The following is a 26,623-nucleotide window of genomic DNA, read 5'->3' as shown; positions in this document are numbered from 1 at the left end:
GGAGGGCTCCCGGCTCGGCGTCCATGCCTCGCGTTCATTGCGCTGCGAAGCGGTGCTTCGGTCGCAATTCACCCATGTGAAAGTAGGACATTGCCAAGCTCCTAATAAGAGGTCGACGAAAGACATTCATCCATGAATATCATCGACATTCGTACCTCCTTGTACATCAAAACCCGATTCGAAAGAGTTGGGCTTTTTTGCGTTTGGGTCTTAGCTTAAAGGTTTTTTAGTTGAGAGCGCCGACATTTCTCCATTCAAACGGGCCTACACTGTCGTCATCCCGTACTTGATGCGGGATCTACCAACAGACCACTCCGTACGTATGACGAATACACCGAAACAAACCTACTCAGTACTGAAAAACAGGTTTAAATGGATCCCGCATCGCGTGCGGGATGACAATGGAGTTGTTGTTGGAGGTGTGGTAGAGCTGGGTAAGCCTGGAGCCGCTGCAGGAAAGTCACACTTTACGTGCAGTAAATACGCCGGCTCAAACATACTGCTTGCTTTCATGATGTATAGAGCGATTTCTGACGAAGTGTCATGTATTTCTCCATTCATACAAATCCATACTATCGTCTTCCCGCACTTGATGCGGGATCTTCGAACAGGCCACACCGTTAGTATGAGTTGCACTGAAATTCGACAATCATTGTCAGACTTCAAACAAGAAAAGCTCGAATCGAACGAGTTAGGCTTTTTTGCTATGTGCGTTTTAGCTTAAAGATTTTTTAGTTGATAATGCCGACATTTCTCCATTCAAACAGGTCTACACTACCGTCATCCCGCACTCGATGTGGGACCTATAAACAGGCCACACCAAGTGCATGGCATTGGCTCCTTACCAAACACACTAACGAGTCGGGCCAGGTTCAATCTCAGAACAACGACAAAGCAAGAGTGGAGTCGGATATGGCATGAGTTGCTGTTCAAACAAGCCGCAAGCACTGCAAACTCAGTGCCTTTACGGAGATAAACAAAATAATTGCCCCTATTTTCAATAAATTTAAATCACCTTAGTTTCAATCTCTCATGCGTTCAATTTCTAATGACTTCACACTTTAGGGATTAAAATACCTATATTGTCATTCAATGTGAATTAAAGCTCCTTCATGTCGCGCTATAAATCGGCTTTTGTGAAATAAATATGCTTGATCTGATGTTTTCGACCATGTTAAAACATAGGCAATTCATCAACAGGACCAATGCCCACATGCAAATTATTACGTTGTCACTATCGCTTAACCTCTTGCTGCTTAGCTGTAAGAGCGGGGCGTAGTTGCGCGTAAGGGCAGCAACACGATAAACCCCGCACATTGTGCGGGGTTTTTTTATGCTTAAACGAGGACATCAGGTATGCAAGACAAGGTTTGGATATTCGACACAACATTAAGAGATGGAGAGCAGGCGCTTAAGGCCAGCCTGACTGAAGAAGATAAAATTCTACTCGCGCATACCATTAGTCGTTTAAATGTTGATGTGATGGAAGTTGGGTTCCCGGTGTCAAGCCCGGCGGACTTTCGTGCGGTACAGCGCATTGCCAGAGAAATAAGCGGTCCGAGCATTTGCGGTTTGGCTCGGGCTGTCAGCAAAGACATTGAAGCCTGTGGAGAAGCCCTGAGACCCGCGGAGAAGCGGCGTATTCACACCTTTATTGCGACTAGCCCATTGCATCTTGAGCATAAGCTGAGAATGTCCCTGGAAGATGCAACCGAGATGGCGGTGAAATCTATCAAGCTGGCGCGCAACTATACCGATGATGTGGAGTTCTCCTGTGAGGACGCCAGTCGAACCCCGTTTGATGATTTGTGTCGCGTTGTTGAGCGAGCCATCGACGCCGGAGCCAGCACCATAAACCTGCCTGATACAGTGGGCTATGTAACACCTGATGAATATGCAGCAATGATCCACCATATCCGAAACAATGTGCCAAATATCGATAAAGCACGACTCAGTGTACATTGCCATAATGATCTAGGCTTGGCCGTGGCAAACTCGATAGCGGCTGTTCAAGCTGGTGCCAGACAGATTGAGTGTACCATCAATGGCATTGGTGAGCGTGCCGGTAACTGCTCATTAGAAGAAGCAGCCATGATCCTGAAAATGAGAGAAGACCACTTAGAAGTAGGGTGTGATATTCGCAGCGAAGAAATATATCGGGCATCACGTCAGGTTGCCAAGATCTGCAATATGCCGGTTCAGCCCAATAAAGCTATCGTGGGAGAAAACGCCTTTGCTCACAGCTCTGGCATCCACCAGGATGGTGTATTAAAGGCGCAAAATACCTATGAAATTATGTCTCCGGAAACCGTTGGCGTGCCAAATAACCAGTTGAATATGACTTCACGCTCCGGTCGCCATGTTATTGAGCATCGTCTGAGCGAGCTAGGCTATCAGAAATCTGATTATGATATGGACTCACTCTATGAGAGCTTTTTGGCATTGGCTGATCAGAAAGGCACAGTATATGACTACGACCTTGAAGCAATGATCCACTTTAATCAAATTACAGATAAAGACAGTTTTTACCAGCTGCAATTTGTGAATGCGTCGTCGAATTCTCAGTCTATTGCCAGCGCAACCGTTGGGATTGCAATGGGTGAGCAACTAAAGCAGGAAGCAGCCACGGGAAATGGCCCGGTAGAAGCAGCATTTCTGGCACTTGAGCGGATCACCGGTAAGGCCATTGATATCGTTGAATACAACCTGGATGCAACCGGTCAGGGGGCAAGCTCTCTGGGTCAGGTCGATATGATAGCCAAATATGATGGCCGTCAATACCACGGTACCGGACTGGCTGCGGATGTTGTAGAAGCCTCAGTGCACGCCATGATCCACGTTTATAACTTAATTCACCGAGCCGCCAAGGTCTCGAGTTTGAAACAACAAAGGAAAGCAGGATGAGTCAATCAAATTTTCAGATAGCCGTATTAGCCGGAGATGGTATTGGACCAGAGGTCATGGCAGCCGCTGAGCTGGTGCTCGATAAAGTCAGTGAAGTCTTTGGTATCAGCTTACAGCGCCAACACCATGCTATCGGTGGTGCGGCCATTGATGAATATGGCGTCGCGTTGCCTCCAGCAACATTGGCAGCCTGCGAAGCATCGGATGCGATTTTGTTTGGTTCAGTCGGCGGGCCTAAGTGGGAACATTTACCGCCTCAGGAGCAGCCTGAGCGCGCTTCTCTATTACCGCTGAGAAAACACTTCGGGCTGTTTTGCAATCTGCGCCCGGCTCAATTATTACCAGCACTAAGTGCAGCCTCTCCGCTGCGGGCTGACATCAGCCAGCAGGGCTTTGATATTTTGTGTGTTCGCGAGCTAACTGGCGGTATCTATTTTGGTGAGAAGGGCCGCGAAGGGTCGGGGCCAGATGAAGCGGCTTTTGATACTCAGCGTTACAGTCGCCAAGAAATTGAACGGATTGCACGTTTTGCGTTTGAAGCGGCAAGGCTGCGCAGTAATCGAGTTACCTCGGTTGATAAAGCCAATGTGCTGGCATCGAGCGTGCTGTGGCGTGAAGTCGTATGTGAGGTAAGTAAAGACTACCCGGATGTAGAACTGGATCACATCTATATTGATAACGCTGCGATGCAACTGGTTAAACAGCCGGGGCAGTTTGATGTGCTGCTGTGTGACAACCTGTTTGGCGATATCCTGTCGGATGAATGCGCCATGATCACCGGCTCTATGGGTTTGCTGCCGTCAGCGAGCCTTAATCAATCGGGTTTTGGTCTGTATGAGCCAGCCGGTGGTTCTGCCCCTGATATCGCAGGTAAAGGCATTGCCAACCCAATCGCACAGATCCTCAGTGCAGCGCTGATGCTACGTTATTCATTGGCACAGGATGAGGCAGCAAGACGCATTGAAAAAGCCGTGGCAGAAGCCGTCGCCGCTGGCGTGGGCACACCGGATATTTACCCGGAAGCTGGCTATACCACTTTGGACGTCGCTCATGCAATTGTTGAGCGAATTTAACCTGATCTCAGATTAACAACAGGATGTAGCAAGTGGCACACACATTATATGACAAAATCTGGCAGGCGCACGTGGTCGCCAGTATTAACGAACAAACCGATTTACTGTATATAGACAGACACCTGGTGCATGAAGTCACCTCGCCTCAGGCGTTTGCTGGCCTGCGTGAAAAGAACCGCACGGTGCGCTGCCCACATAAGACCTTTGCGACCATGGATCACAACGTGTCGACCAAAAGTCGTTCCATCGATGCGGCGAGTGAAGTCAGCAAAAATCAGCTTCAGGCGTTAGCAAAGAACTGTCAGGAGTTCGGCATTGAACTTTATGATCTGAACTCAGTGAATCAAGGCATAGTACATGTGATGGGACCTGAGCAAGGGATCACTCTACCAGGCACGACTATCGTGTGTGGCGACAGCCACACCTCAACACATGGTGCTTTTGGTGCACTGGCCCATGGCATCGGCACCTCTGAAGTGGAGCACGTGCTGGCAACTCAAACGCTGCAGCAGAAGAAAGCCAGATCACTGAAAATTGAGATCACTGGCAAGCTACGGCCAACCGTAACGTCCAAAGATCTGATCATGGCCGTGATCGGCAAACTGGGCACGGCCGGTGGCACAGGCTTTGTGGCGGAGTTTTGTGGTACAGCCATAGAAGCTTTGTCGATGGAAGCACGGATGACTCTGTGTAACATGAGCATTGAAATGGGTGCCAAGGCTGGATTGATCGCCCCGGATCAGATCACCTACGATTACCTGAAAGGCCGCCCTTTCGCGCCACAGGGGAAAGACTTTGAACAGGCTGTCGCCTATTGGCAAACCTTGCATTCAGATCCTGATGCAGCCTTCGACAGTGAAGTGATCATCAGTGCTGACGAGATCCAGCCACAGGTAACCTGGGGCACCAGTCCTGAGCAAGTGATAGGGATTGATGAGACAATTCCCGATCCGGAAACTGAACCGGATTTAATTAAAGCCGAGGCTATGCGCAGTGCACTGCGTTACATGGGTCTGCGCGCGGGCCAGAAACTGACGGATGCCAAAGTAGATACGGTGTTTATAGGCTCGTGTACTAATAGCCGCATTGAGGACTTGCGGGCCGCCGCTCAGGTCGTTGCGGGTAAACAGGTGGCCAGCGGTGTTGAAGCTTTGATTGTGCCAGGTTCTGGTTTGGTAAAACAGCAGGCTGAGCAAGAGGGTCTGGCGGATATCTTCATGGCGGCTGGGTTTGAGTGGCGAGAGCCGGGGTGTTCCATGTGTCTGGCAATGAATGACGATCGTCTGGGGATGGGTAAACGCTGTGCTTCGACCTCCAACCGAAACTTTGAAGGACGTCAGGGGCGCGGTGGCAGAACTCACTTAGTTAGTCCGGCGATGGCCGCAGCAGCTGCAATTGCAGGTCACTTTACCGATATTCAAGGAGAGCAGGTATGAGCGTATTTCATCGCGGATTATTGGCGCCGCTGGACAAAAACAATGTTGATACGGATCAGATCATTCCAAAGCAATTTTTAACCTCAACCAGCAGAGAAGGGTTTGATAAGGCGCTCTTTTTCGATTGGCGCTATACAGACCAGGGCGAGCCGGATCCGAGCTTTATTCTGAATGCGCCGCAATATCAGGGTGCCAGTATCTTGTTGACTCGAGATAACTTTGGCTGTGGTTCCTCTCGGGAGCACGCGCCATGGGCATTAAAACAATATGGTTTTACTGTGATTTTGGCACAGAGTTTTGCCGATATCTTTTTCAACAACTGTGGCAATAATCAGATGCTTTGCATTAGTTTGCCTGCGAGCACGCTGGATAGCTTGTTTGGCTTGTGTGAGCGCCAGGCAGATATTCAGATTGAAGTTGACTTAGCACAGCAGCAATTGCGCAGTGAGTACTTTGCCCCGATTACATTTGATGTTCGCCCGGACATTAAAGCGCGGCTTCTCAGTGGCCTGGACTTTATTGGTGAGACTGAGCAATTGAACGCCCAGATAGAGTCGTTTGAACAACAGCTTCAGGCTGCACGTCCCTGGCAGTAGCTGTTTGATCACCGCATTTAATTGGCAAAGGCCGCTAAGTGGATTACGCTGCGGCCTTTATTATTTTCCAGGAACCTAGATATGAAACTTGTTTATGCAGCTGCTTTGCTGGTCAGTGGTACAGTCATGGCACGTCCGGCACCGTTAGTCTCTATCCCCACGCATGATGCGTTTTTTGACCACATTAAGCAACATTGTGGTAAAGCGTATGAAGGCAAAGTGACGGTCGACAATCAGGGACCCAGTGCGTTCAGTGAGGCGCGTTTGATTATGCATGTGCGCCGTTGTAACGACCGGGAGCTGCAAATCCCGTTTCATGTTGGACAAAATGCTTCGCGCACTTGGATCATTACCAAGACAGGCAGCGGTCTGAGCCTGAAGCACGACCATCGTCATAAGGATGGCAGTGATGACGATTCAACTATGTATGGTGGCCACACCGTCGATGCGGGCTACAACAACGTACAGTCTTTCCCGGCAGATCAGTACTCAAAAGAGTTGTTTGCGAAGCGCGGTATTCCGCAATCTATGGGCAATACCTGGCAGATGTATATTTACGATGAGCGTTTTACCTATCGCATGGTAAGAGAAGGGCGTGAATTCCGGGTAGACTTTGACCTGACCAAACCGGTTAAGGCACCCAAAGCACCTTGGGGGTACCAGGATTAACACAGCGGTCTTGCAGGCTCAGTGCGAGGCACTGAGCTAAGCAAGTGGCATCACTGCGGGGTTTTCACACACCGCACTTCAACTTGCAAGTCAGGCTCATACGGCCTGGGATAGGTGGGTAGTCGATCAAAGCCCTGAATGCCCTCGATCACCACCAGTTGTGGTAACTGACCCTGACACAAACGTTGGCTGTGTCTTAGTAAAAACACACTTTGTTGCAAAAAGTGCTGATAACTATCCGATTTTATCTGTAAATAGTAGTGGTCGTCATTATACTTAGTTTGTTCGTAGTGCACTTTGTGATCGAAGTCGTAAAGCTTTTCGACTACGCCATTGGGCGGAGGTGTGTGGCTACTGCAGGCACTGACCAGTAAAGAGAATGCGGCCAGAAGAGGTAAGCGCCGTTGTTGTTTGAGTGCCCGAGTTGTCTTAAAACAGAAGTGTGGCATACAAAACCTGCTAATCCATTATCGTCTTGCTTGAAGTGTAACATATTTAGGAGGTGCACTTGTTTGCGCAATTGAGAAAGTTCATTAATACCCTGGCTGAGCAACCCGATTCTGATCAGGCTCCCGATTTTACCACTGCATTGGCAGCGCTGATGGTTGAAATTATGCGTGCAGACGGTGAAGTTCATGCTGATGAGTGCCATATGATAGCGCGGTTACTGACCCAGCACAGTGGGATTTCCACACAGGCCAGTGAACTGATCCGCGATCAGGCGATTGAAATGGTGAATGAAGCCATAGATTTACATCGCTTTGTACGAGTCGTGAATGACCATACTGGTGAGCTTGAGCGTATCGAAGTGATAGAACTACTTTGGCTGGTTGCTTATGCCGATGGTCGCCTGGACCCGCATGAAGAACATATGGTCAGGAAAATTGCGGGTCTGCTCTATGTTGCACATGCCGATTTTATCTCGGCAAAACTCACCGCTCGCCAGCAACTCAAGCTTGCTGACTAGTGGGTAAGCTGCGCCGTCCCCAACTCGGTTTTGCAAGACTGAATAGCTTCCTTAATCAGAAAGTTAACCAGGGTTGGGGAAATACAATACATCTGAGCAATTTCTTTTTGCTTTAACCGACCATCTCGGTAAAAGCTCACCACATTTTGGTGACGTGTTGAGAGCTTAGCGATGGTGTGGTTTACCTTCTCTGACATTTGCTCGTCAATGAAGCGTGTCTCAATGTTGGAATCTTCATCATCAAAGTGTTCGCCGTGTACGGACTCCATATCAACCAGACTTTCCCGACTCTGCTTACGCAGCATATCGATAGCAATGTTTCGTGCAACCTGATAGCAAAAGCTCTTGGAGTTTTTAACCTGGCAGTTTTGACAGGCTGACATGCCAGACAGGCGAATAAAGGTGTCTTGTAACGCATCCTCAGCGAGATAGGGGCAACGCAGAATATTATTCAGATAAGCGAGTAGCTTGGCTTCGTTTTCTGCAATGACATTTGACCACTTTTCTTGCGACTGCGGCACGGTAATTTCTCCTGATGTATTTGATTTAGATCCGTTATAACGAATGATAATAGTTATCAGTTGTGCATTATTTATATTTTGTATTCACAAGTCAAGTGTGTTTCTGGTTGTTGCAGCAAATATTGCGAAAGTGTGTTCAGCAGGGGGCTGGCGGGTTGGGTACTCAGTGGATTGATTAGGAGATAGCGATTACGTTTGTGTTTGAATATTAAATAATTGCCATGGCAATGATCTCCGAGCCTAACACTATTTGGTTGCCTGCCCTGTTTTTTTTAATCTTTTATGACGTCTACAAGGAGAGCATATGACGAGCTCTATCTTCATATGCTGCTGTGTAATTAATAACCAAAAGGATTAATATGAACTTTTTTAAGTTGAGTATGGCTGGTTTATCAATCTGTATGGGGAGCGCTGTTGCTGCTCAACAAGCAGCCTCCACACCAGCACATTTTAACGCCCAGGAATCTGTTAGGATCACTCGCACGCATCTGGGTATAGCACACGTAAAAGCAGATACTTTGTACGGACTTGGATATGGTAATGCCTTTGCGCAGGCGCAGGATCATGCCTGCATACTGGCCGACGGTTATCTGCGTCAGCGAGGGGAGCGGGCGAAATACCTGGGGGCACACCGCCGGGGCCAGGATAATTACTATTTATACTCAGATATTGGGTATCGGATCCTGGATTTGCCTGGACGCGTCGCACAGCATTACGATCAGATGTCGGACAACAGTAAAGCGCTGGCGGAAGGTTTTGCGGCTGGGTATAACCACTTTCTGAGCGAAGTCGCAGCAGGTCGTGAAACACTGGATCAGGCATGCCGGGATCAGCCCTGGGTTAAACCCATCACTGCACATGACGTTGTCTCTAGTCTAATGCTGATGAGCGTACAGGGCAGTTTAGGACGTATGTTACCAATGCTGATTCAAGCTGCACCACCTCAGTCTGACAGTCTGAGTGGGGTTGATGTAGTGTCAGAGTCTGTCGGCGATATTACTCAAGGTTCCAATGGCTGGGCACTGGGCCAGACGGTTACAGCCAACGGGCGAGGCATGGTTCTGGCCAACCCGCATTTTCCGTTTCATGGTAACTCTCGTTTCTGGACACATCATGCAACGGTCTCGGGAGAGTTGGATGTTATGGGCGCGTCTGTCGTTGGTGTGCCCGGCGTTGTGAACATTGGCTTCAACCGCAATTTGGCCTGGACGCACACCTTTTCCAGTGCCTTGCACCACGTATTTTACCGCTTGACGATGGACCCGAATAACCCGCTTCGTTATCAGTACGAAGGACAGTGGCGCGATCTACAAACCCGTCAGATTCAGATCCCGGTCAAAACCGCTGGTGGGATCGATACACACGAGCACACTGCTTACGCAACCCATTTTGGTTTTCTTTTGGAGGACACACAAAACTTCCCCTGGCAAGGGAGTGTTGCCTTTGCAGTCCGTGATGTAAATCTGGAGAACTTTGAAGCCATAGATCACTGGCTCGCTTACAATAAGGCTGCGTCAATAGATGAACTAGCAGCAGCGTCAGCACGTTACAACGGGTTATCCTTTAACAATACACTCGCTGCTGACAGATTGGGAGACACGTTTTATACCGATGACTCTAACGTGCCAGACTTGTCACCTGTGGCATTGGAATGGCTGCGCACCGATCCATATACAGCCGCGGTGTTTGCGTCGACGGGCCAGGTTGTATTGCCTGGTGATCGCAGTGATATGATATTTAATGGTGCCATCGACTTAGATAAGTCTCCTTCTCTCAGGCGTCGCGATTATGTACAAAACTCCAATGACTCATTCTGGTTAACCAATCCGGAGCAACCCATCCGGGATGTGTCTCCCTTATTTGGCAAGGTAGATGCAAAGCAATCAGAGCGCAGCCGATATGCACATGAGCTGCTTAATACGCAGCGTGGCCGGGATGGTCGTTTCGACCTGTCTGAACTGGAAAAAGTCATACTGGGCAATGGCAGTTATTACGCTAATCAACGAGCGGTGGTTGGCGGCCTGTGCCAACACTATGCCGGTCAAACTCTGGTGTTAAGTGAGCAAGTCAGCGCTCAGGTGGACCCTATCTGTGCGGCATTTGCACAGTGGGATGGCCAATTTAACCTGGATTCTAAAGCCGCCCACCTTGCCCGAGAGTTTTTTAGAGAGCTGGACACGAGCCAGGACTTTGTTGTGCCATTCGATGCAACTCAGCCAACCACCACGCCACACACCCTGAAAAGTGAGCGCATTATTCTTGAGAAGCTGCTGCGTGCTGGTGTCAATTTACAACATTATGGATTCGCACTGGATGCGCCTTACGGCGAGATCCAATACCTGCGCAAAGGAAGCGAACGGATGGCCTGGCCTGGTCCTGATCACAGCAGCGGTGGATTTAACATGTTTGCCCCGGCTAATGGCATGGATCTCACCAGCTTTGCCAAGCCCGCTCGTGCGCCACTGACCAGCATAGTTGACGGTCGGCCATTGTGGTCTGAATTAACCCGTGACGGTTATGAGGTTAATTATGGCTCCAGCTGGATGATGGTGGTGGGCTTTGATTACTGGGGACCTGTGGCCAAAGGCTTGTTACTCCATTCTCAAAGCGCTAACCGTGACTCAGTGCACTTCAGTGACAGTAGCCGGCGCTATGCCCAGCAAGGCGGTCTGATCACCTTGCCATTTTACCCCTGGCAAATTGCGCTCAGTGCCATCAGCAGTACCAAACTGATTGTGAAAAAAGACTAAAAAACCCAGGCTGTCGCGCGTCACTATGCCGACAGTCTGATTTTTGGAGAATATGATGAGCTTTGACAATGAAAATGGCACCTTCAAGGTATTGGTCAACCACGAAGAGCAATATTCACTCTGGCCAAGCTATAAAAGCGTTCCGGGTGGCTGGAAAGACGTGGGTGTGGAAGGTGATAAAGAGACCTGTCTGGCCTACATCAATGAACACTGGACCGATATGCGTCCACTCAGCCTTCGCCAGGCAATGGAACAGTAACTCTTCTTTCGCGTATTGTGATGGGTATTGAGGTACTCATAGTGATGCGCACCTGGCTAATACAGGGGATTGTATGCCCCTGCCTCCCTGTCTGTATGTTTTACGGAGTATCCCATGACCGCCACGACGATAATGGATCAGCTTGCCCGCCATGCTGAGCAAAAACCTCAGCAAACAGCATTAGTTTGTGTGGATAAAAAAGCCCATACCCGCTGGAGCTATCTGGCTCTTTATGAGCAGAGTGTATGGCTTGCGGGCCACCTTCAGGCGCATGTAAATGCAGGTGACAGAGCACTGATCTTAATGGACACAGGTATCGAGTATGTCACCAGTTTTCTTGCCTGCCAGTATCTGGGTGTGACTGCCATTCCGAGTTTTCCACCCGAGTCGACCAAAGCACAACATATTGCCCGGACAGTGGGTATTGCAGAAGATGCCAGTGCAACACTGGTTCTGACGACCAGCCGCTTTGCTGATACGGTTTCAGCTATGTGTGAGTCTCTGAGCGAAGTGGTGGTACAGGTGGTTGATGAGTTGACGGGGGATGCGCCACCAGCGCCGCGCCATCCGGCACTTAGCGATGAAATTGCGTTTTTACAATACACGTCTGGCTCAACAGCTAAGCCTAAAGGGGTGATGGTCAGTCATGGCAACTTGTTAGCCAATGAAGTTGCCATTGCTGAACGCATGCAAACCAGCGAAAAAGACGTCTCGGTGAGCTGGCTTCCGCTCTTTCATGACATGGGACTTATCGGTGGGTTATTACAGCCTATCTTTACCGGTTACCTCCTTGTATTGTGCTCGCCACGCTATTTTATGGAACGCCCGGCGCGTTGGTTGCAGCTGATCAGCGAGTATGGAGGTACTATCTCCGGGGGGCCAGACTTCTCATATCGTCTTTGTCTTGAGCGTGTGCGTGAAAAACAACTGGAAGGGCTCGACTTAAGCAGCTGGCGTGTCGCTTTCTCCGGCGCCGAGCCGATCCGCCACGATACCTTACTGGATTTTGCAGAGCGTTTTGCACCTCAGGGCGTGAAAGCGTCTGCCATTTACCCGTGCTATGGGTTGGCTGAGGGCACCTTGATGGTAACTGGTACAGAAGCCGGCGGCGGTGCGGTCATCCGTGCGTTCGATAATCAGAGGTTAGCAGAGGGGCAAGCGAATCAGGTTGAGGCCAGAGACCTCCGTGATACCGACGCTTATAGCCATCAGGTGGGCTGCGGTAAGCCCGCCAGCGAACATGCAGTGCGGATCACTTGCCCGCAATCGCAGCGTGCACTGGCTGACGGAGAAATTGGTGAAATTTGGGCTGCGGGGCCGAGCATTGCCTTGGGGTACTGGCAAAATGAGCAAGCGACGCAGGACACGTTTGTTGAGTGCGAAGGTAGGCGGTGGTTAAAAACCGGTGATGTCGGCTATGTTTTTGACGGTCAGCTTTATATTTCTGGCCGACAAAAAGATTTGATCATCATGAATGGTCATAATGTTTATCCTCAGGATATTGAACGGGCCATTGAAGCCGAGCTAAGTTTTGTGCGCAAAGGGCGCGTTTCTGCCTTCCCGGTGCCCAGCAAAGAGAGTGGCGAAGGAATTGGCCTGGCGATTGAAACCAGTAATAGCTATCGCAATGACATACCTGCTGAGCAAACAGCATTGATTATTCGCGACTTTATTACCGAGCAGTTCGGTGCCTGTCCAGAGTTGATCTTGTTGTTAGATCAGGGCGGCCTGCCTAAAACTTCCAGTGGCAAGCTGCAGCGCAGCGCCTGCCTGAAATTGCGTAATGCAGGTGAACTGGCCAGTTATGGTGATTTTAATCTCATTCAGTTGCAAACACTCAACACCGCCTCGTCAGGTGCGGATATGTCGCACTGGGATGCGCTAACGCAGCAATTGGCTCAGCACTGGCAAAGTGTATTACGTTATCCGGTAAATCATGATGATGCCGATTTCTTCGCGCTTGGTGGCAGTTCAATTAAAGCCGCTCAACTGCTGGCCTTGATCCAAAATGAGCTGGACTGTCAGCTTGAACCCAGCAGTCTGTTTGCGGCGCACCGTTTTGCAGATTTCTGTCAGCTGGTCAGAGAAGCAAAGGCAACACCTGGCATTCAGCTCGTGGCGTCACAGTTGGCCGATTATCCGCTGAGTACCCAGCAACAAAGGCAGTTGTTCTTGTGGCAACTGGAACCGCAAAGCAGTGCCTATCATATTGGTGCCACTTTGGAGTTGCAGGGGAGTATTCAGCCTGAACTGCTTAAACAGGCCTGTGCCAAAGTGCTTGAATCACAACCGGCTCTGCGTCAGGCGTACTTCAAAAATGCAACGGGTCAGTGGCGTCAACGCACCACTGCGCAGCCATTGCAGTGGCAAGAGCACGATATTAGCAATGCCGCCGATCCAACAGCGCAAGCTCAGACAATACAACAACAAATTTCGCAGCAACCTTTCGCACTGGACAAGGGTGAAAACTTCCGCGCAGCTTTGATTTCGCACTCTGAACAGCATCATAGGTTTGTGCTGGTTATGCACCACATTGCCAGCGACGCCTGGAGTTTTGATTTGATCCTGGCGGAGGTCACCCGTCAGTACAATGCATTGTGTGCCAACGCACCGAGTATGCAGACTCAAAGTGATGCCATTCACTACGGAGATTTTGCCCTGTGGCAGGGAGAGTGGCTGGGATCTGAGCAGGCTGCAACTCAGCTGGCTTATTGGCAGCAAAGGTTGGATGGTCAGGGAGATGAAGAGCTGTTCGCGCCAGAGCGAGCGCGAGGCGCAGATCTGACTGCGCCACTGGGCGTGATGCAATTTACACTGGACCACAAACACACCGACAAGCTGCAACAACTGGCACATGACAACAATGCGAGCCTGTTTATGTTATTACTGAGCAGTTTGCAGGTACTGTTTTACCGTGTCAGTGGCAAACGCCAGCCGCAGATCGGGGTTGCAGTAGCAAACCGAAATCTGGCTCAGCTACACAATTTGGTTGGCTTTTTTATCAATACCCAGGTGATCCGTGGCGCAGTTGCGCCGGAACAAAGTTTTGTTCAGTTGCTCAGAGCGTGTAAGACTGCGGCACTTGAGGCGCAGCGTCATCAGGACTACCCGTTTGAAAAGCTGGTGGAAGTACTCAATCCGCACAGAGCTTTAGGGCAGACGCCTTTATTCCAGGTGATGTATAACCACCTGGAGCAGGACGTGACAGATGTGCTGGCCTTAGCGGGTACGATAACGACCAGCGCACAGTCTTTGCAGCAGCAGGCCCAGTTTGACCTCAGTATTGATTCCCGACTGGATGGTCAGGGACAGCTGACTATCGAACTACAATACAATCAGGCATTGTATCAGACATCGACCATTGCCCGATTGTGTGATGCATATCAGCAGTTACTCAACCAGTTGCCACAGCAGGCAGAGCTGGCCATAGGAAACTGGTCATTGCAGGCCGAGTTGGTGACACTGTCGGATGCTGCAGTGGGGCCGCAGGTGGTTGCACAGGCTGGAAACTGGCTGAGTGCAATCAGTGAATATGCCAAGCAAAACCCCGATGACACCGCGGTGATCTTTGAAGATCAGCACTACAGTTATACATGGCTGGAGCAGACCGCGAACCGACTGGCCCATGGTCTTGTTGGCAAGGGCCTTTCAGGTGAAGTGGTTGGTATCATGCAGGCGCGTAAGCCGCTGATGCTGGCCTCGGTGCTGGCCTGCCTCAAAGCCAATGCCGCTTACTTACCACTCGACCCGAATTTCCCGCAAGCCAAACTCACCCATATGATAGACGACAGTGGCTGTGCTGCTGTACTGGGTGACAGCACGCCCTTTGCGCTGTCTGTACCGGTGATTTCACCGGTCACTTTACTGAGCGAATACCACGAGCATAGTCAGTCGCCAGAGTGGTCTCATCATTCACATTCACTGGCGTACTTAAATTACACTTCAGGCTCGACCGGCCAGGCCAAAGGCGTGGCGATTGAGCATCAGGCGCTGGCGAGCTATATCGGCTCGGCGATTGATTTTATCAATTTAGCGTCTGATGACGTTGTGTTGCAGTTTGCCACCATTAATTTTGATGCCTTTGTAGAGCAAGTGTTCCCAAGCTGGACGGTGGGTGCAACTGTGGTGCTGCGAGGTGATAGTTTGTGGGATGCAGAGACTTTGTATCAGCAAGCTCAGCGTCACGGTATCTCGGTCATGGACTTGAGTGCGGCCTATTGGCGCAGCATTGCCGCCAGTTGGGCGCGTATTGCTGCAACAACCCCATTGTCACTGCCGCGGCTGCGACAGGTTCACTCCGGTGGCGAGGCCATGTCTGAACAAGGGATATCGGACTGGCGACAAGCCGGTCTGGGTGACGTCCGCTTACTCAATACCTATGGGCCCACAGAAATTGTTGTTGAAGCGGCGATTTATGACTGCCGGCCACTGACTCCCGGAGAGTCCGTGCCGCTGGGGCATGCACTGGGCGGACGCCGTTTGTACGTACTGGATCATAACCTGCAGCCCGTAGCGAACGGGCAAGTCGGCGAACTGTATATAGGCGGCGAGATGTTGGCGCGTGGATATTGGCAACGTGCCGCTCAGACCGCGACGCGCTTTATTGCTGATCCGTTTACCAATGACGGAGGGCGCATGTATGCAAGTGGCGATCTGGTTAGCTGGCAAGCAGGTGCACTGCACTACCATGGGCGTAGCGACCATCAAGTAAAAATCCGGGGTTTCAGAGTTGAATTAGGTGAGATTGAAACGCGTCTGACGCAGTTACCCGATGTAAGTGCCGCCGTTGTGATCACTCAGCAGCAAACGCAGGCGCTGAGCCTGATCGCCTATGTGCAAAGTGAACGTCACAATGACGCAGAGTACGCGGCTAAACTGAAGCGTGCTTTAGCTGAGCAATTGCCAGAATACATGGTGCCGTCACATATTGTGGTACTGCCACAGCTGCCTATTAATGCCAGCGGTAAACTAGAGCGACAACAGCTGCCTAAGGTTCAGGCTTCCCCCATTATTGTCTCGAATACGGCCAGTAGTGACATTGAGCAGGCACTGGAAACGGTGTGGCGCAAACATCTGGCAACGGAACAGCTTGATCTGAATGCCAATTTCTTCGACCTGGGTGGCCACTCGCTATTACTGATGGCTGTGTATGATGACTTAAAACCTCAGTTTAGCCAGCTGCAGCTGACCGATTTATTCGCCTATCCCAGTATTGCCAGCCTGGCAGCCTACCTGGAACAGTCCGGGACGGTTGCGTCACAAACAAGCAGCACCCAAAGTGGTGCCAAACAGCGTCGCGGCATGGGTGCCGTCGCCGCTCGCAAACGAAAAGCAAGAGAATCATAAACATGTCAGAACATGAGTATAGTGAACTGGATATTGCCATCGTAGGGATGGCGGGACGTTTCCCCGATGCGGATAACGTCGATGCCTTATGGCACAACATTCGCGCCGGGCAGTGCGCGGTACAAAGTTATGACGACGAGGCATTGCGTCGTGCCGGGGTGAGCGAATCCGACCTTACGGACCCGGATTATGTCAAGCGTGGTGTCCCGTTTGAGCGACTGGCGCAGTTCGATGCCGAATTCTTTGGATATACACCGAAAGAGGCTGAGCAACTGGATCCACAGCAACGCCACTTTCTGCAAACTTGCTGGCATGCAATGGCTCATGCCGGGTTGCCACTGGGAGAACAAACGGGTGTATATGCCGGGTGTGGTGTGCCTGCCTATCTGATGCAAAATTTATTACAGGGTCAGTCACGTGATATCACCAGTTTACTGGCGCTGACCAATGGTAACGACAAAGACTCACTAGCCACCCGGGTCAGTTATGAACTGGATCTGAAAGGGCCAGCTGTCACAGTGCAAACAGCTTGCTCTACGTCTTTGGTTGCTGTTCATATGGCTTGCCGTGCCCTGCAGAATTTTGAGTGTGACTCTGCCCTAGCCGGGGGAGTATGGCTGAATTTGGCGCAGGATCAGGGTTATCATGCGCCAGCGGGTGGCAGCTTGTCACCGTCGGGTCAGTTGAGTGCGTTTGGCGAGCAGGCTGACGGTATTCTGATAGGCAGCGGCAGTGCGGCCGTGGTCCTCAAGCGTTTGGCGGAAGCTCAGCAAGAGGGCGATCACATTCTGGCTGTGATCAAAGGCTCAGCAATCAACAACGACGGTCGTGATAAAGTGGGTTACACCGCCCCCAGTGTGACTGGACAGGCCAATGCCATCATGGCGGCCTTGGAGTTTGCAGACATTGAACCGCACAGCGTTGGTTATATCGAAGCACATGGCACGGGTACTGAGTTGGGCGACCCGATTGAAATCGCTGCACTGAGCCAGGCATACGCCAGCGATACAAAACAGTACTGCGCTATTGGCTCTGTTAAAACCAACCTGGGCCATCTTGATGCGGCCGCAGGTATCACTGGCCTTATCAAAGCGGTTCAGGCCTTGCGCCACCAGGAGTTGCCGCCAAGTTTGCACAGTCAGCCGCTGAACAGCAAAATTGATTTTGCGAACAGCCCATTTTACGTCAACGATACACTTAAGCCCTGGCAAAGCAATGGGCCGCGGCGCGCTGCGGTCAGCTCATTGGGCATGGGGGGCACCAATGCCCATGTGATTTTGCAGGAGTATACGCACCAGCAGACAAGTGAAGTAAGTGCATCAACGCCGTGGCAAGTGTTACCGCTGAGTGCCAGCAGTCAGGCCGCCTTGATGCGTCAGACGCAAGCGCTGGCCGATGCGCTGCAGCGTACCCCAGAGCAATTTGCCCAGCTTGCGGCTCAGCTGCAACACAAGCGCAGTGCTCTGGCTGTACGCTATGCGTGTGTGGCTGACAGTGCTGAGCAGGCAATTGCTCAGTTACTACGTGAACCGCAAGGTGACAAAGCGACGGCGCCGCGAGTGGCTATCATGTTTTCAGGGCAGGGCTCTCAGTATGTCACTATGGCTCAGCCTTTATTGCGTGATGTGCCTGCATTTAAGGTGGCATTTGACGAGGTGATGGCACACTTCCCGGACGCGTTAAGAGCCCAGCTGAACAGTGTATTTAGCCCTGCAGACAATGAGATCCTGACGGCCAATCAATTGCTCAATCAAACTCGGATCACTCAGCCTGCTTTGTTTGTGGTGGCTTATGCAACTGCGAAAGCCTATCAAGCACACGGTGTTCGCATCACGGCGATGCTTGGACACAGCATAGGGGAATATGCTGCGGCCTGCCTGGCGGGTGTGATGACCCCGGAGGTGGCAACACGCCTGGTGACTGCGCGTGGAGAGGTCTTGCAGAGCATGGCACCTGGCAGCATGTTGTCGGTCATGGCTGATGGCAAGGTGGTTGCGCCTTACCTGAATGAGGAGCTGGATATTGCCGCGCTGAATAGCCCGACCAATACGGTTGTCGCTGGTACCCGCGAGGCAATAAAATCACTCCAGGGCAAGCTCAAAGCGGCGGGTATTGCGACCACCCGACTTCACGTCTCTCATGCCTTCCACAGCCATCTGACTGAAGCTGTATTGCCTGAGTTTGCGGATACATTAGAACAGGTGTTGAGCACCTCTCCACTTCAGGCGCCACACACGCCGTTTGTGTCGAATGTGACAGGCACCTGGATCACAGCAGAGCAGGCTTGTTCGGCTCAGTACTGGTTAGATCATATCCGCCAGCCCGTTAATTTTGTGAGCGGTGTCAGTGCGCTGGCTGAGCGATGTGATGTGCTCATCGAAGCCGGACCCGGGGATACTTTGCAAAAGCTTGCCAGACAAACTTTGGGCGACAGTGTGGTTGCACTGCATTCGGTGTCTCATGCGCGCGATCTCAAAGCGCCGTTACCGCCATTTGCTAAAACCCTTGGCAAGCTTTGGCAACTAGGGTGTGCCATCGACTGGTCACAGGTAACAGTGCGTCCGCACGGTCAGGCGAATATTTTGCCTGACTATGTGTTTGCTGATACCGAGTTTTGGGTTGAGCCCAAGCCATCAGAGGCCGTCGCATTCTCAGCAGACAATGCACTGAATACCGAGCCTCAGCTGTATGTGCCACAATGGCAACAAGTGGTTGAGCTTGCGCATACTCACCGTGATTTACTGGATAAACATCTGCTGCTGATCGCGGTGGATACACCACTGGTCAGTCAGCTGAGTGAGGCCTTGAATCAGGCTGGGGTAAAGGTCACTCAGGTTTGGCAGGGGGAGACCTTTAGCCGCATCAACGAACAAGCTTACCGACTTGATTTGGGGTCGACCGAGCAGTTGGCGCAACTTGGTGAGGCCATTGGGTCGTTCGAACAGGTCATTGATACACGTCTGACGGCAGCGCTTTCGTCAAACACACTGGGATACAACTTACTGCTGCCCGTGTTGCAGTGGCTGCTGTCTCTGGGCGGACGTCCACTCAGTGTACTGGCAAGCGATCTCTTTAACGTGTTAGGTGATGATACCGTCAATCCGGCCAAGGCCTCAGTACTTGGGTTAACACGTGTGGCACCGCTGGAAGAGGCACAGCAAGGTTGTCAGGTGTTGGCACTCACCGAGACGATGGTAGCCAGTCCGACTCCTGCACTGATTGCCGCACTGCGGGAAGATTTAGCCCATGCCCGTGGTGAAATCGCCTATCGTGGCACACAACGATTTACCCAGTTCCAGTGCGCTGTGCGCAACCAAGTAGACACAGTGAAAGCGACAACAAAGCCGAAACGCACCTTGATCACCGGTGGGTTAGGTGGCGTAGGTCTGGCACTGGCAAAACACCTGGCGCAACAGGGCCATAGTTTAGTCTTACAGACTCGTCAGTCCTTAGCTGACAGTGCACAGTGGGCGCAGCTGGCGGAAGATGAGCAGCAAACCCCACAGCAGCGTGCGCGTTATCAGCAACTACTCGACATTCATGCCCAGTGCCCGCAGCTGCTAGTACTCAATGCCGATGTGACCGATTTAGCGGCTATGCGTGCGGCGTTCGACGCGGCATCAATCCCACTTTCTTCTATATCTCAGGTGATACATGCTGCCGGTCTGCCAGGCGGTGGGTTGGTTACTCAGCAAAGCGCAGAGCAAGTCCTGCAGAGTACAGCTGCGAAAGTACAGGGAACGCAAAACCTGCTGACCTTGTTCGCAGAGTCTGAGCTGGATACTATGGTGCTGTGCTCTTCTTTGGCTTCCGTACTCGGCGCCATGGCTCAGAGTGATTATTGTGCAGCAAACAGTTATCTGGACGCCGTCGCGCAGCAGTCACATCCTTTTGCAGTGAAAGTACTGAACTGGGATGCGTGGCAAAGTACCGGTATGGCTGCCAATATTGAGTTGGCAGATGGGCTGGGTCTGACGCCAGGTGCAGCTTGTCAGTTGTTCGATAAAGCCATCGGTGTTGCACAGCCGCAGGTGTACTGCGTCAGCACTGAGTGGACACAACTTGTCAGTGCAACACGCGCCACCGAGCAGGCTATTCTCACGCGCTTAAACAAGCCAAAAGGTCATGCTCGCCCGGAGCTGGCGGTCGAATTCGAAGCACCGGAAAGTGAACTGGAACATAAACTGGCTGCTTTGTGGGCTGAGTATCTGGGCTTTGACGAAATCGGTATTTTTGACAGCTTGCTGGAGTTGGGTGGTGATTCTCTGGTGGCCATTCAGATGCTGGCGAAGGCCAAGCAAATGTTCAGTGTTGAGCTGGAACCTGCCGCCTTTTTCGAAGATCCGACCATAGATAACCTGGCATATATGATCGAAGAACAGCTGGTGGCTCAGCTACAGCAATAATTCAGTTTGGTCAGATATCTTATGACGGTCTCCTGGTGAGGCCGTTTTTGCGTTAAAAAAACACCGATAGCGAGCGTCTTACAGATGCACTGTGCAACCGATGTACAGTGCGAAGATAAATAATAATCTGGATAAATGATGAAAACACTGAACTTGATATATATCTGCTCGCTACGCAATGCGGCGGCCGATCAGGCCGGACGTATGGTTGAGTACAAAGGGGAGCAGCGCTACATGATGTCTCCCCTTGAGCATCTGGTGGAGCAACTTAATACAACCTCTTTGGGTCAGCAGTACGCTCTGAAAGCCGTTATTTTCGATGATGATCTGAGTCATGGACCTGATCAGCGCAAGCTGCAAGACTATGGCCTGGAGCGAGGAACCTCAAAAGGTCCCTGGATCTACCCGGAGTCACTTAACATTCAGGGTCAGCCGGTGGATGAGCTACTGCAGAATATTCCATCGAGCTATCGCAAAACACCGCTGAACTCACCTGAGCGGGTGGCAGGGAAAAAAGAGTTTGAGGCACGTCTGGAAGCGCAGCTGGATGCACTACAGGCCGATGTTGTTTTACTGGATGGACTCATCCTGATCCTGGACGACTTAGCCAGTGCACACAGCAAATACCACAATAAAATAGTGAATATTCACCCGGGGATCACGCGCGCTGACTCTCCTTATCAGCGTCGCGGTGCGACCGCGACTTTGGATGCGCTTTACGGGGCACGTGGTCAGAAAGTCATTAATTGGGCGACGAGAGAAACCGTAAGTGTGCCGGTGATAGATAAAACAGGGGCTTCCTTCCACTATATTGATCAGGGGATCGATTCAGGCCCGGTGATCACCGATGTGATGGATACCCATATTAATCCGGACGATACCATTATCGAGATGCGCTGGAACAACTTTCAGCAGAGCCTTTTCCCCGCCATGATCAATGGCCTGAAGTTACTGGCAGAGCAACGCTTACCCAAGTCTGTAGTAGTTGACGCTGAGCCTGCCTGATAGTAATACCAATTTCACTTAATACCTGTTCAATTTGAAGGAGCAAATATGACGCTAACGGCGTTAAAAATTTCTCATTTAGAACAACTAAATAGCAAAATTTTTGCCTCGTTATCGACCCTATTTTCTCGCCTCAAAATAGAACACTTAATTAAACAAATTGGTATAACAAGGTAATGGGATGTGCCCATTGCCTTTCCTTCCCTTCACCTGCAATTTGTCTGAAAAACACACTTTACAGAGTTCGGCTCTTGCGTTTGAATTTGTGATATTATAACATGTTTATATTGTTACAATATAACGTATTAACTGTAGAGTGGTATTGATGATTTTCAGAGCAAAAGTATTGGCTGCAGCTGTATCTGCAATCTTGTTGTCGGCTTGTGGTGGTACAGACCATCAGGTAACCAAAACGCAACAGGCTGTGTCTTCTGATGAATCGGTAACGGAAGACGAAAACAAAGCGGGTGAAGAGGCGCACGACCATGACGAAGACATCAAAGAGGTCGCGGGTCGCTTGCTGGTCACCAGTAGCGAGAGCAACGTTGTCAATATTTACTCTGCAGCAGAGCAAAGCCTGATTGGATCAGTGGGCCTGACGTATGCACCACAATATGCCTATGGGTCTGAAAACCATCGCTATGCCATTTTGGTCCAGCGTGAGCAAGGCATGGTGGAGTTTGTCGACAGCGGCCTCTACAGAGAAGCCCATGGCGACCACTTTCACAATCATGAAGATGCCCCTGGTAATGTGTCTTTGCAGCTGACATCAACTAAGCCGACCCATGTTACCGTGAGTGAAGGCGGGATTGCCGTCTTTTCTGATGGCGATGCAGACACTCAGCAAACGGCGTCTGTCGCTATGTTTGGTGAAGCGCAGATCAGCGGTGAGAGCAGTCAGGTCGTTAAGCTGAATTACAGCACGCACATGCATGGAGCAGCCCAGGCAAGAGGCGAATATCTGATCAGCACGTTACGTGACAGCGAGAGCGACTCTATCTTGCCTTCACAAATTGCTTTGTACCATGCACATGATGACCATTTCGATCAGGAGCAGGTGTTTAATGTGACCTGTCCTGCGCTGCACGGCAGTGCGCAAAATGACACCACCATTGCATTTGGGTGTGGTGATGGTGTGGCCATTGTCACGCAACAGGGTGAGTCGTTTAGTGCAACTAAAGTGGCTAACCCAGAAAGCTTTGCAGAGGGCATGCGTGTTGGTGCATTAAAAGGGCATCATGAGCAGGAGCAGTTCATAGTCAGTGCGAGTAATCAGTTGTTTATGTTGCACCCGGAAGATAGGGAGCTGGAAGCGCTGGAGTGGCAGGTCACTGACAATCATCGCCTGAGCTATTTTGGCTTTAGTCATGATGGTGAGCACATAGTGACACTCGACAGTGCGGGTAAGCTGAGCATTCTGTCAGGGCACGAGCACGAAGCAGAACAAAACGGCGAACATCAGGGTGAACACCATTGGGAAGTGGCGCATGAAGTGACGATTACTGATGCAGATTTAGTAAACATGCCTGAAGATCATGGTTTTTCACTGGCGCCCTCATATGCCGAAGAGGCTGTGTTTGTAACTGATCCAATAGCGAAACAAATTAAAAAGTACGATCTGGAGACTGGTGAGTTGGTGCAGACCATCGAACTGGATGTGATTCCGAATAAACTCGTGTGGCTAGGTATTGCCAAGCGTGAAGAGGGGCACAATCACGACGACTAAGCAAAGCAGATCGAGCTTAACCATTTTTGTAGTGTTAGTAAGCCATCTCGGGTAAAACCAGGTGGCTTTTTTCTTATTCAGGTTCAGTCGTGCTGTGCCGCACTTTTGCATCCTGTTCCCTGATTGTGAGACAGTAGAGTCCCATTTTTAATTAACACCAACAGGTACTTTGATGCAGATACGAGTTGCTACTCCCGAAGATATTCCACGCCTTGAACAACTGGAACAAGCCGTCATTGAGGCTGAGCGTCCTTTCAACGCTGCCATTAAAGCAGACAATGCACACTACTATGATTTACCAGCCCTACTGAATGATGAGCATAGTTACCTTATTGTTGGCACAATTGATGGCAGCATCATCGCAACAGGCTATGCCCAAATCCGCCACTCCAAGGCGCAACTTGACCATGCACAACATGGCTATCTGGGCTTTATGTACGTGCATCCGGAGCATCGTGGCAAAGGGTTCAATCAGCAGATCATGACAAAGTTGATGGATTGGTGTAATCATCAGTCAGTGTATGATTTTTATTTAGACGTCTACAGCGACAATGCAGCCGCTATTCGAGCCTATGAAAAAGCAGGATTCAGACCTTGTTTGCTGGAGATGAAATTGCACCAACCCATGCCTTAAAAGTAAACAGTTGAGTAGCAAATTTACCAGTAAATGCAGCTGAAGTTATCTTTTTGATAATTATTATAATTCGTACTAAATTTGTGCGGGGGGAGTTCGTCTGGGTGTCATAAATACAACTAGGATGAAACAATGAACCCACTCAAATACAGCTTACTGCCGCTCGCACTCGCCGTTTCCAATGCCGTCATGGCAGACGATAGTAAAGAAGACCTGAAGTCGATTGAACAGATAGTGGTGTATGGTGAAAACACCCAACGTTCACTAAAAGACACCACGTCGTCTATTGCCGTTATTGATCAAGAGCAACTAAAAAGTGGTCAGGTTAATTCCCTGCTGGATGCCTTATCAGGCATTGCAAACGTTGTATTTACGGATAGTCTGCCGACGATCCGTGGCTTGCAAGGTGAAGGTGTATCACAGGGCTTTAGTTCATTTTCATCGGGTGCTAAACCGCGTGTGTCTGTTATGCGTGACGGTGTTTCAGACCCGTTTGTTGCTAAGCTAAGCGGCGATTTTGGCCTGTGGGACGTTGAGCAAATCGAAGTACTGCGTGGCCCACAATCGTCAAACAGTGGCCGCAACAGCATTGGTGGTATTGTTTACATCAAGACCAAAGAGCCCTCACTGACTGATTTTGAAGCTGCAACCCGCATTGGCTATTCAGACCTGAACGAAAACACGGAACTGTCGGGCATGGTCTCTGTGCCACTGCTGGAAGATCAGCTTGCACTGCGCGCCACCGTTCAGCGTAACGAAGGTGAGTCGTACATGGAATATAAAGGCACCTCTCCTTTGGTGGTGTATCCATTTAATCCAAAAGAGCTTGAAGATACCCGCATGGACATCAAGCTAAAATGGCAACCCGCTGCACTCAGTGGCCTGGATATGCTGCTTCATTACTCACGCAGTGAAGAAACCGGTGAGCGTCATTGGGGCTTCCAGGGACCGGTATTAAATGGCAATGATCCGGAAAATACCAAAATTGGTCCGCAGTTATCAGACCGTGTTGTGTCTTATCAGGTGGTACCAACACCCGCGGGTCCAGTCGCAGGCTCGTATGCGCGTGATAAAGACACAGAATATGACCGTTGGTCGTTACGCACCCGCTATGAGATAAATGACGCGATTAACCTTGAAATCATGTTGTCAGATACCGACTACCGTTATGAGTTCAGACAGTATCCTGAGCCCTGGTATGTCATCATGAATGACAGTGGCAAAACCTATGATGCGAAGGTGAGCTTTGCGGGTAATGAGACTGTCAGTGGTTATCTGGGTTTGTACATGAATGATCGCGACCAGACTTTCTTCCGTGAAGGTTACTACAAAGGGACTGATGACAGTGAAAACCAGGCAATCTATGGTGAGGCAACCATCAAGGTGAGCGATCAGGGCCGTGTGGTCCTTGGTGGCCGTATCGAGGACGAAGAGCAGTATCGATTCTTCGATGGCGCTGAAATGGCGAAGCGATTTGGTATGCCTAATATCGAATTTGTCACCGATGTTGATAATCGCATTTACCTGCCAAAACTGGCCTATCTGCACGATTTAAACGATAACATCACAGTCAACGCCAGCTTCCGCAAAGGGTACAGCTCGGGCGGCGGTGACTTCCACTGGTTTAGCATGAGCAATTACACTTTTGAGCCTGAGTATGTCGATACTTTCGAAGTCGGCTTGCGCTCTACGCTTATGGACGGTGATTTAAACTTCGCGGTAAACGTGTTTTACAATGACTTCGAGGATTACCAGTATTACGGTACCGGCCCAACGGGTAACCCGAATGACTTTAGCATCATTAACCTGGCGAAAGTAAAAAGCGCCGGCTTTGAAACTGAAGCGCGCTATGCCATCAACCCAGATCTGACCTTGTCAGCAAGCTTTGGCTGGATGGACAGCACGGTTGACGAAGCGAATGCTGAAAACCCAACAGTACGTGACAAAGCGCTGCCAATGGCGGCCGATATCACGGCTGGATTAGGGCTGGAATTCTGGGCCACAGATAAGTTCCAACTAACGGCGCGTAGCAACTATGTGGGTGAGTATTACAGCAAGCTGGGTGAAAAAGCTGAGCACCTGGCAGGCGACTACGCCGAGTTTCATTTCTCTGCCGCCTATGTTGAGGAAAACTGGCGTATCGATGCTTATGTAAACAATGCCTTCGATCATGACAGCTTGATCAGTGCAGGTCGGGTAACCGGCTCAGACATATTTATCTACGGTGACTACACGGACCCAAGAAACATGGGTATCTCGTTCAGCTACACCTTTTAATTTGTAAGCCTATCATGCCCGCGTAAGCGGGCATTTTTCTCTCCCTGTACAGCC

At 50.5% G+C, this 26,623-nt stretch carries 16 protein-coding genes; 14 read left to right on the top strand and 2 right to left on the bottom strand.

Annotated features, from left to right (window positions below; genetic code table 11):
- Nucleotides 1-1,356: 1,356 nt before the first annotated feature.
- From leuA to ACXAH1_RS01745, 5 genes are all read left to right on the top strand, one after another.
- Entirely contained in the window at nt 1,357-2,904 is a 1,548-nt protein-coding gene (gene leuA / locus ACXAH1_RS01765) for a 2-isopropylmalate synthase (RefSeq protein ID WP_475193285.1), read from the top strand.
- Nucleotides 2,901-3,977 (top strand): 3-isopropylmalate dehydrogenase, encoded by a 1,077-nt coding sequence (leuB, locus tag ACXAH1_RS01760; protein ID WP_475193284.1) that lies wholly within the window; start codon nt 2,901-2,903, stop codon nt 3,975-3,977. The genes leuA and leuB overlap by 4 nt, the downstream gene beginning before the upstream one ends.
- A 32-nt stretch (nt 3,978-4,009) precedes the next feature.
- On the top strand, nt 4,010-5,413 hold the full coding sequence (gene leuC, locus ACXAH1_RS01755; protein WP_475193282.1) for a 3-isopropylmalate dehydratase large subunit: 1,404 nt from the start codon (nt 4,010-4,012) through the stop codon (nt 5,411-5,413).
- Nucleotides 5,410-6,009 (top strand): 3-isopropylmalate dehydratase small subunit, encoded by a 600-nt coding sequence (gene leuD / locus ACXAH1_RS01750; RefSeq protein WP_253050274.1) that lies wholly within the window; start codon nt 5,410-5,412, stop codon nt 6,007-6,009. Before leuC ends, leuD begins: the two co-directional genes overlap by 4 nt.
- Before the next feature lie 81 nt (nt 6,010-6,090).
- Nucleotides 6,091-6,678 (top strand): hypothetical protein, encoded by a 588-nt coding sequence (locus ACXAH1_RS01745; RefSeq protein WP_475193280.1) that lies wholly within the window; start codon nt 6,091-6,093, stop codon nt 6,676-6,678.
- A 50-nt stretch (nt 6,679-6,728) separates the two neighbouring features.
- Here ACXAH1_RS01745 and ACXAH1_RS01740 read toward each other — a convergent pair whose 3' ends face one another.
- Nucleotides 6,729-7,127: a hypothetical protein gene (locus tag ACXAH1_RS01740; RefSeq protein ID WP_475193279.1), complete on the bottom strand. Its 399-nt coding sequence runs from the start codon at nt 7,125-7,127 to the stop codon at nt 6,729-6,731.
- A gap of 59 nt (nt 7,128-7,186) precedes the next feature.
- On the opposite strand from ACXAH1_RS01740, the gene ACXAH1_RS01735 reads away from it, so the two are divergent.
- Nucleotides 7,187-7,645, top strand: a complete 459-nt coding sequence (locus ACXAH1_RS01735) for a tellurite resistance TerB family protein (protein WP_290444385.1) — start codon at nt 7,187-7,189, stop codon at nt 7,643-7,645.
- Here the strand turns inward: ACXAH1_RS01735 and ACXAH1_RS01730 are convergent.
- Nucleotides 7,642-8,166 carry an RNA polymerase sigma factor gene (locus ACXAH1_RS01730; protein ID WP_054014964.1) on the bottom strand — a complete coding sequence of 175 codons (525 nt, stop codon included), beginning with the start codon at nt 8,164-8,166 and terminating at the stop codon, nt 7,642-7,644. The two genes, ACXAH1_RS01735 and ACXAH1_RS01730, sit on opposite strands and share 4 nt — an antisense overlap.
- 359 nt (nt 8,167-8,525) lie before the next feature.
- Between ACXAH1_RS01730 and ACXAH1_RS01725 the strand changes: the two genes are divergently transcribed.
- From ACXAH1_RS01725 to ACXAH1_RS01690, 8 genes are all read left to right on the top strand, one after another.
- On the top strand, nt 8,526-10,916 hold the full coding sequence (locus ACXAH1_RS01725) for a penicillin acylase family protein (RefSeq protein WP_475193277.1): 2,391 nt from the start codon (nt 8,526-8,528) through the stop codon (nt 10,914-10,916).
- 55 nt (nt 10,917-10,971) lie between these two features.
- The gene (locus ACXAH1_RS01720; protein ID WP_054014962.1) at nt 10,972-11,175 is read left to right on the top strand and encodes an MbtH family protein; all 204 of its coding nucleotides are present in this window, start codon (nt 10,972-10,974) and stop codon (nt 11,173-11,175) included.
- A 114-nt stretch (nt 11,176-11,289) separates the two neighbouring features.
- Complete coding sequence (locus ACXAH1_RS01715) at nt 11,290-16,521, top strand: amino acid adenylation domain-containing protein (RefSeq protein WP_475193275.1); 5,232 nt, start codon at nt 11,290-11,292, stop codon at nt 16,519-16,521.
- Between the two features lie 2 nt (nt 16,522-16,523).
- A complete protein-coding gene (locus ACXAH1_RS01710; protein WP_475193273.1) occupies nt 16,524-20,927 on the top strand; it encodes a type I polyketide synthase in 4,404 nt (1,467 codons plus the stop codon).
- Nucleotides 20,928-21,065: 138 nt separating this feature from the next.
- Complete coding sequence (locus tag ACXAH1_RS01705; protein WP_475193271.1) at nt 21,066-21,932, top strand: formyltransferase family protein; 867 nt, start codon at nt 21,066-21,068, stop codon at nt 21,930-21,932.
- 325 nt (nt 21,933-22,257) lie between these two features.
- Entirely contained in the window at nt 22,258-23,658 is a 1,401-nt protein-coding gene (locus ACXAH1_RS01700; RefSeq protein ID WP_475193270.1) for a hypothetical protein, read from the top strand.
- 172 nt (nt 23,659-23,830) lie between these two features.
- Nucleotides 23,831-24,292, top strand: coding sequence for a GNAT family N-acetyltransferase (locus ACXAH1_RS01695; protein ID WP_475193268.1), 462 nt, complete (start codon nt 23,831-23,833; stop codon nt 24,290-24,292).
- A 132-nt stretch (nt 24,293-24,424) separates the two neighbouring features.
- Nucleotides 24,425-26,569 carry a TonB-dependent receptor gene (locus ACXAH1_RS01690; protein ID WP_475193267.1) on the top strand — a complete coding sequence of 715 codons (2,145 nt, stop codon included), beginning with the start codon at nt 24,425-24,427 and terminating at the stop codon, nt 26,567-26,569.
- Nucleotides 26,570-26,623: the final 54 nt, after the last annotated feature.

Source organism: Pseudoalteromonas sp. AWH4_217, assembly GCF_056161105.1.
The sequence above is the reverse complement of the archived record's forward strand: the minus strand, read 5'-3'. Positions and strand labels throughout refer to the sequence as shown.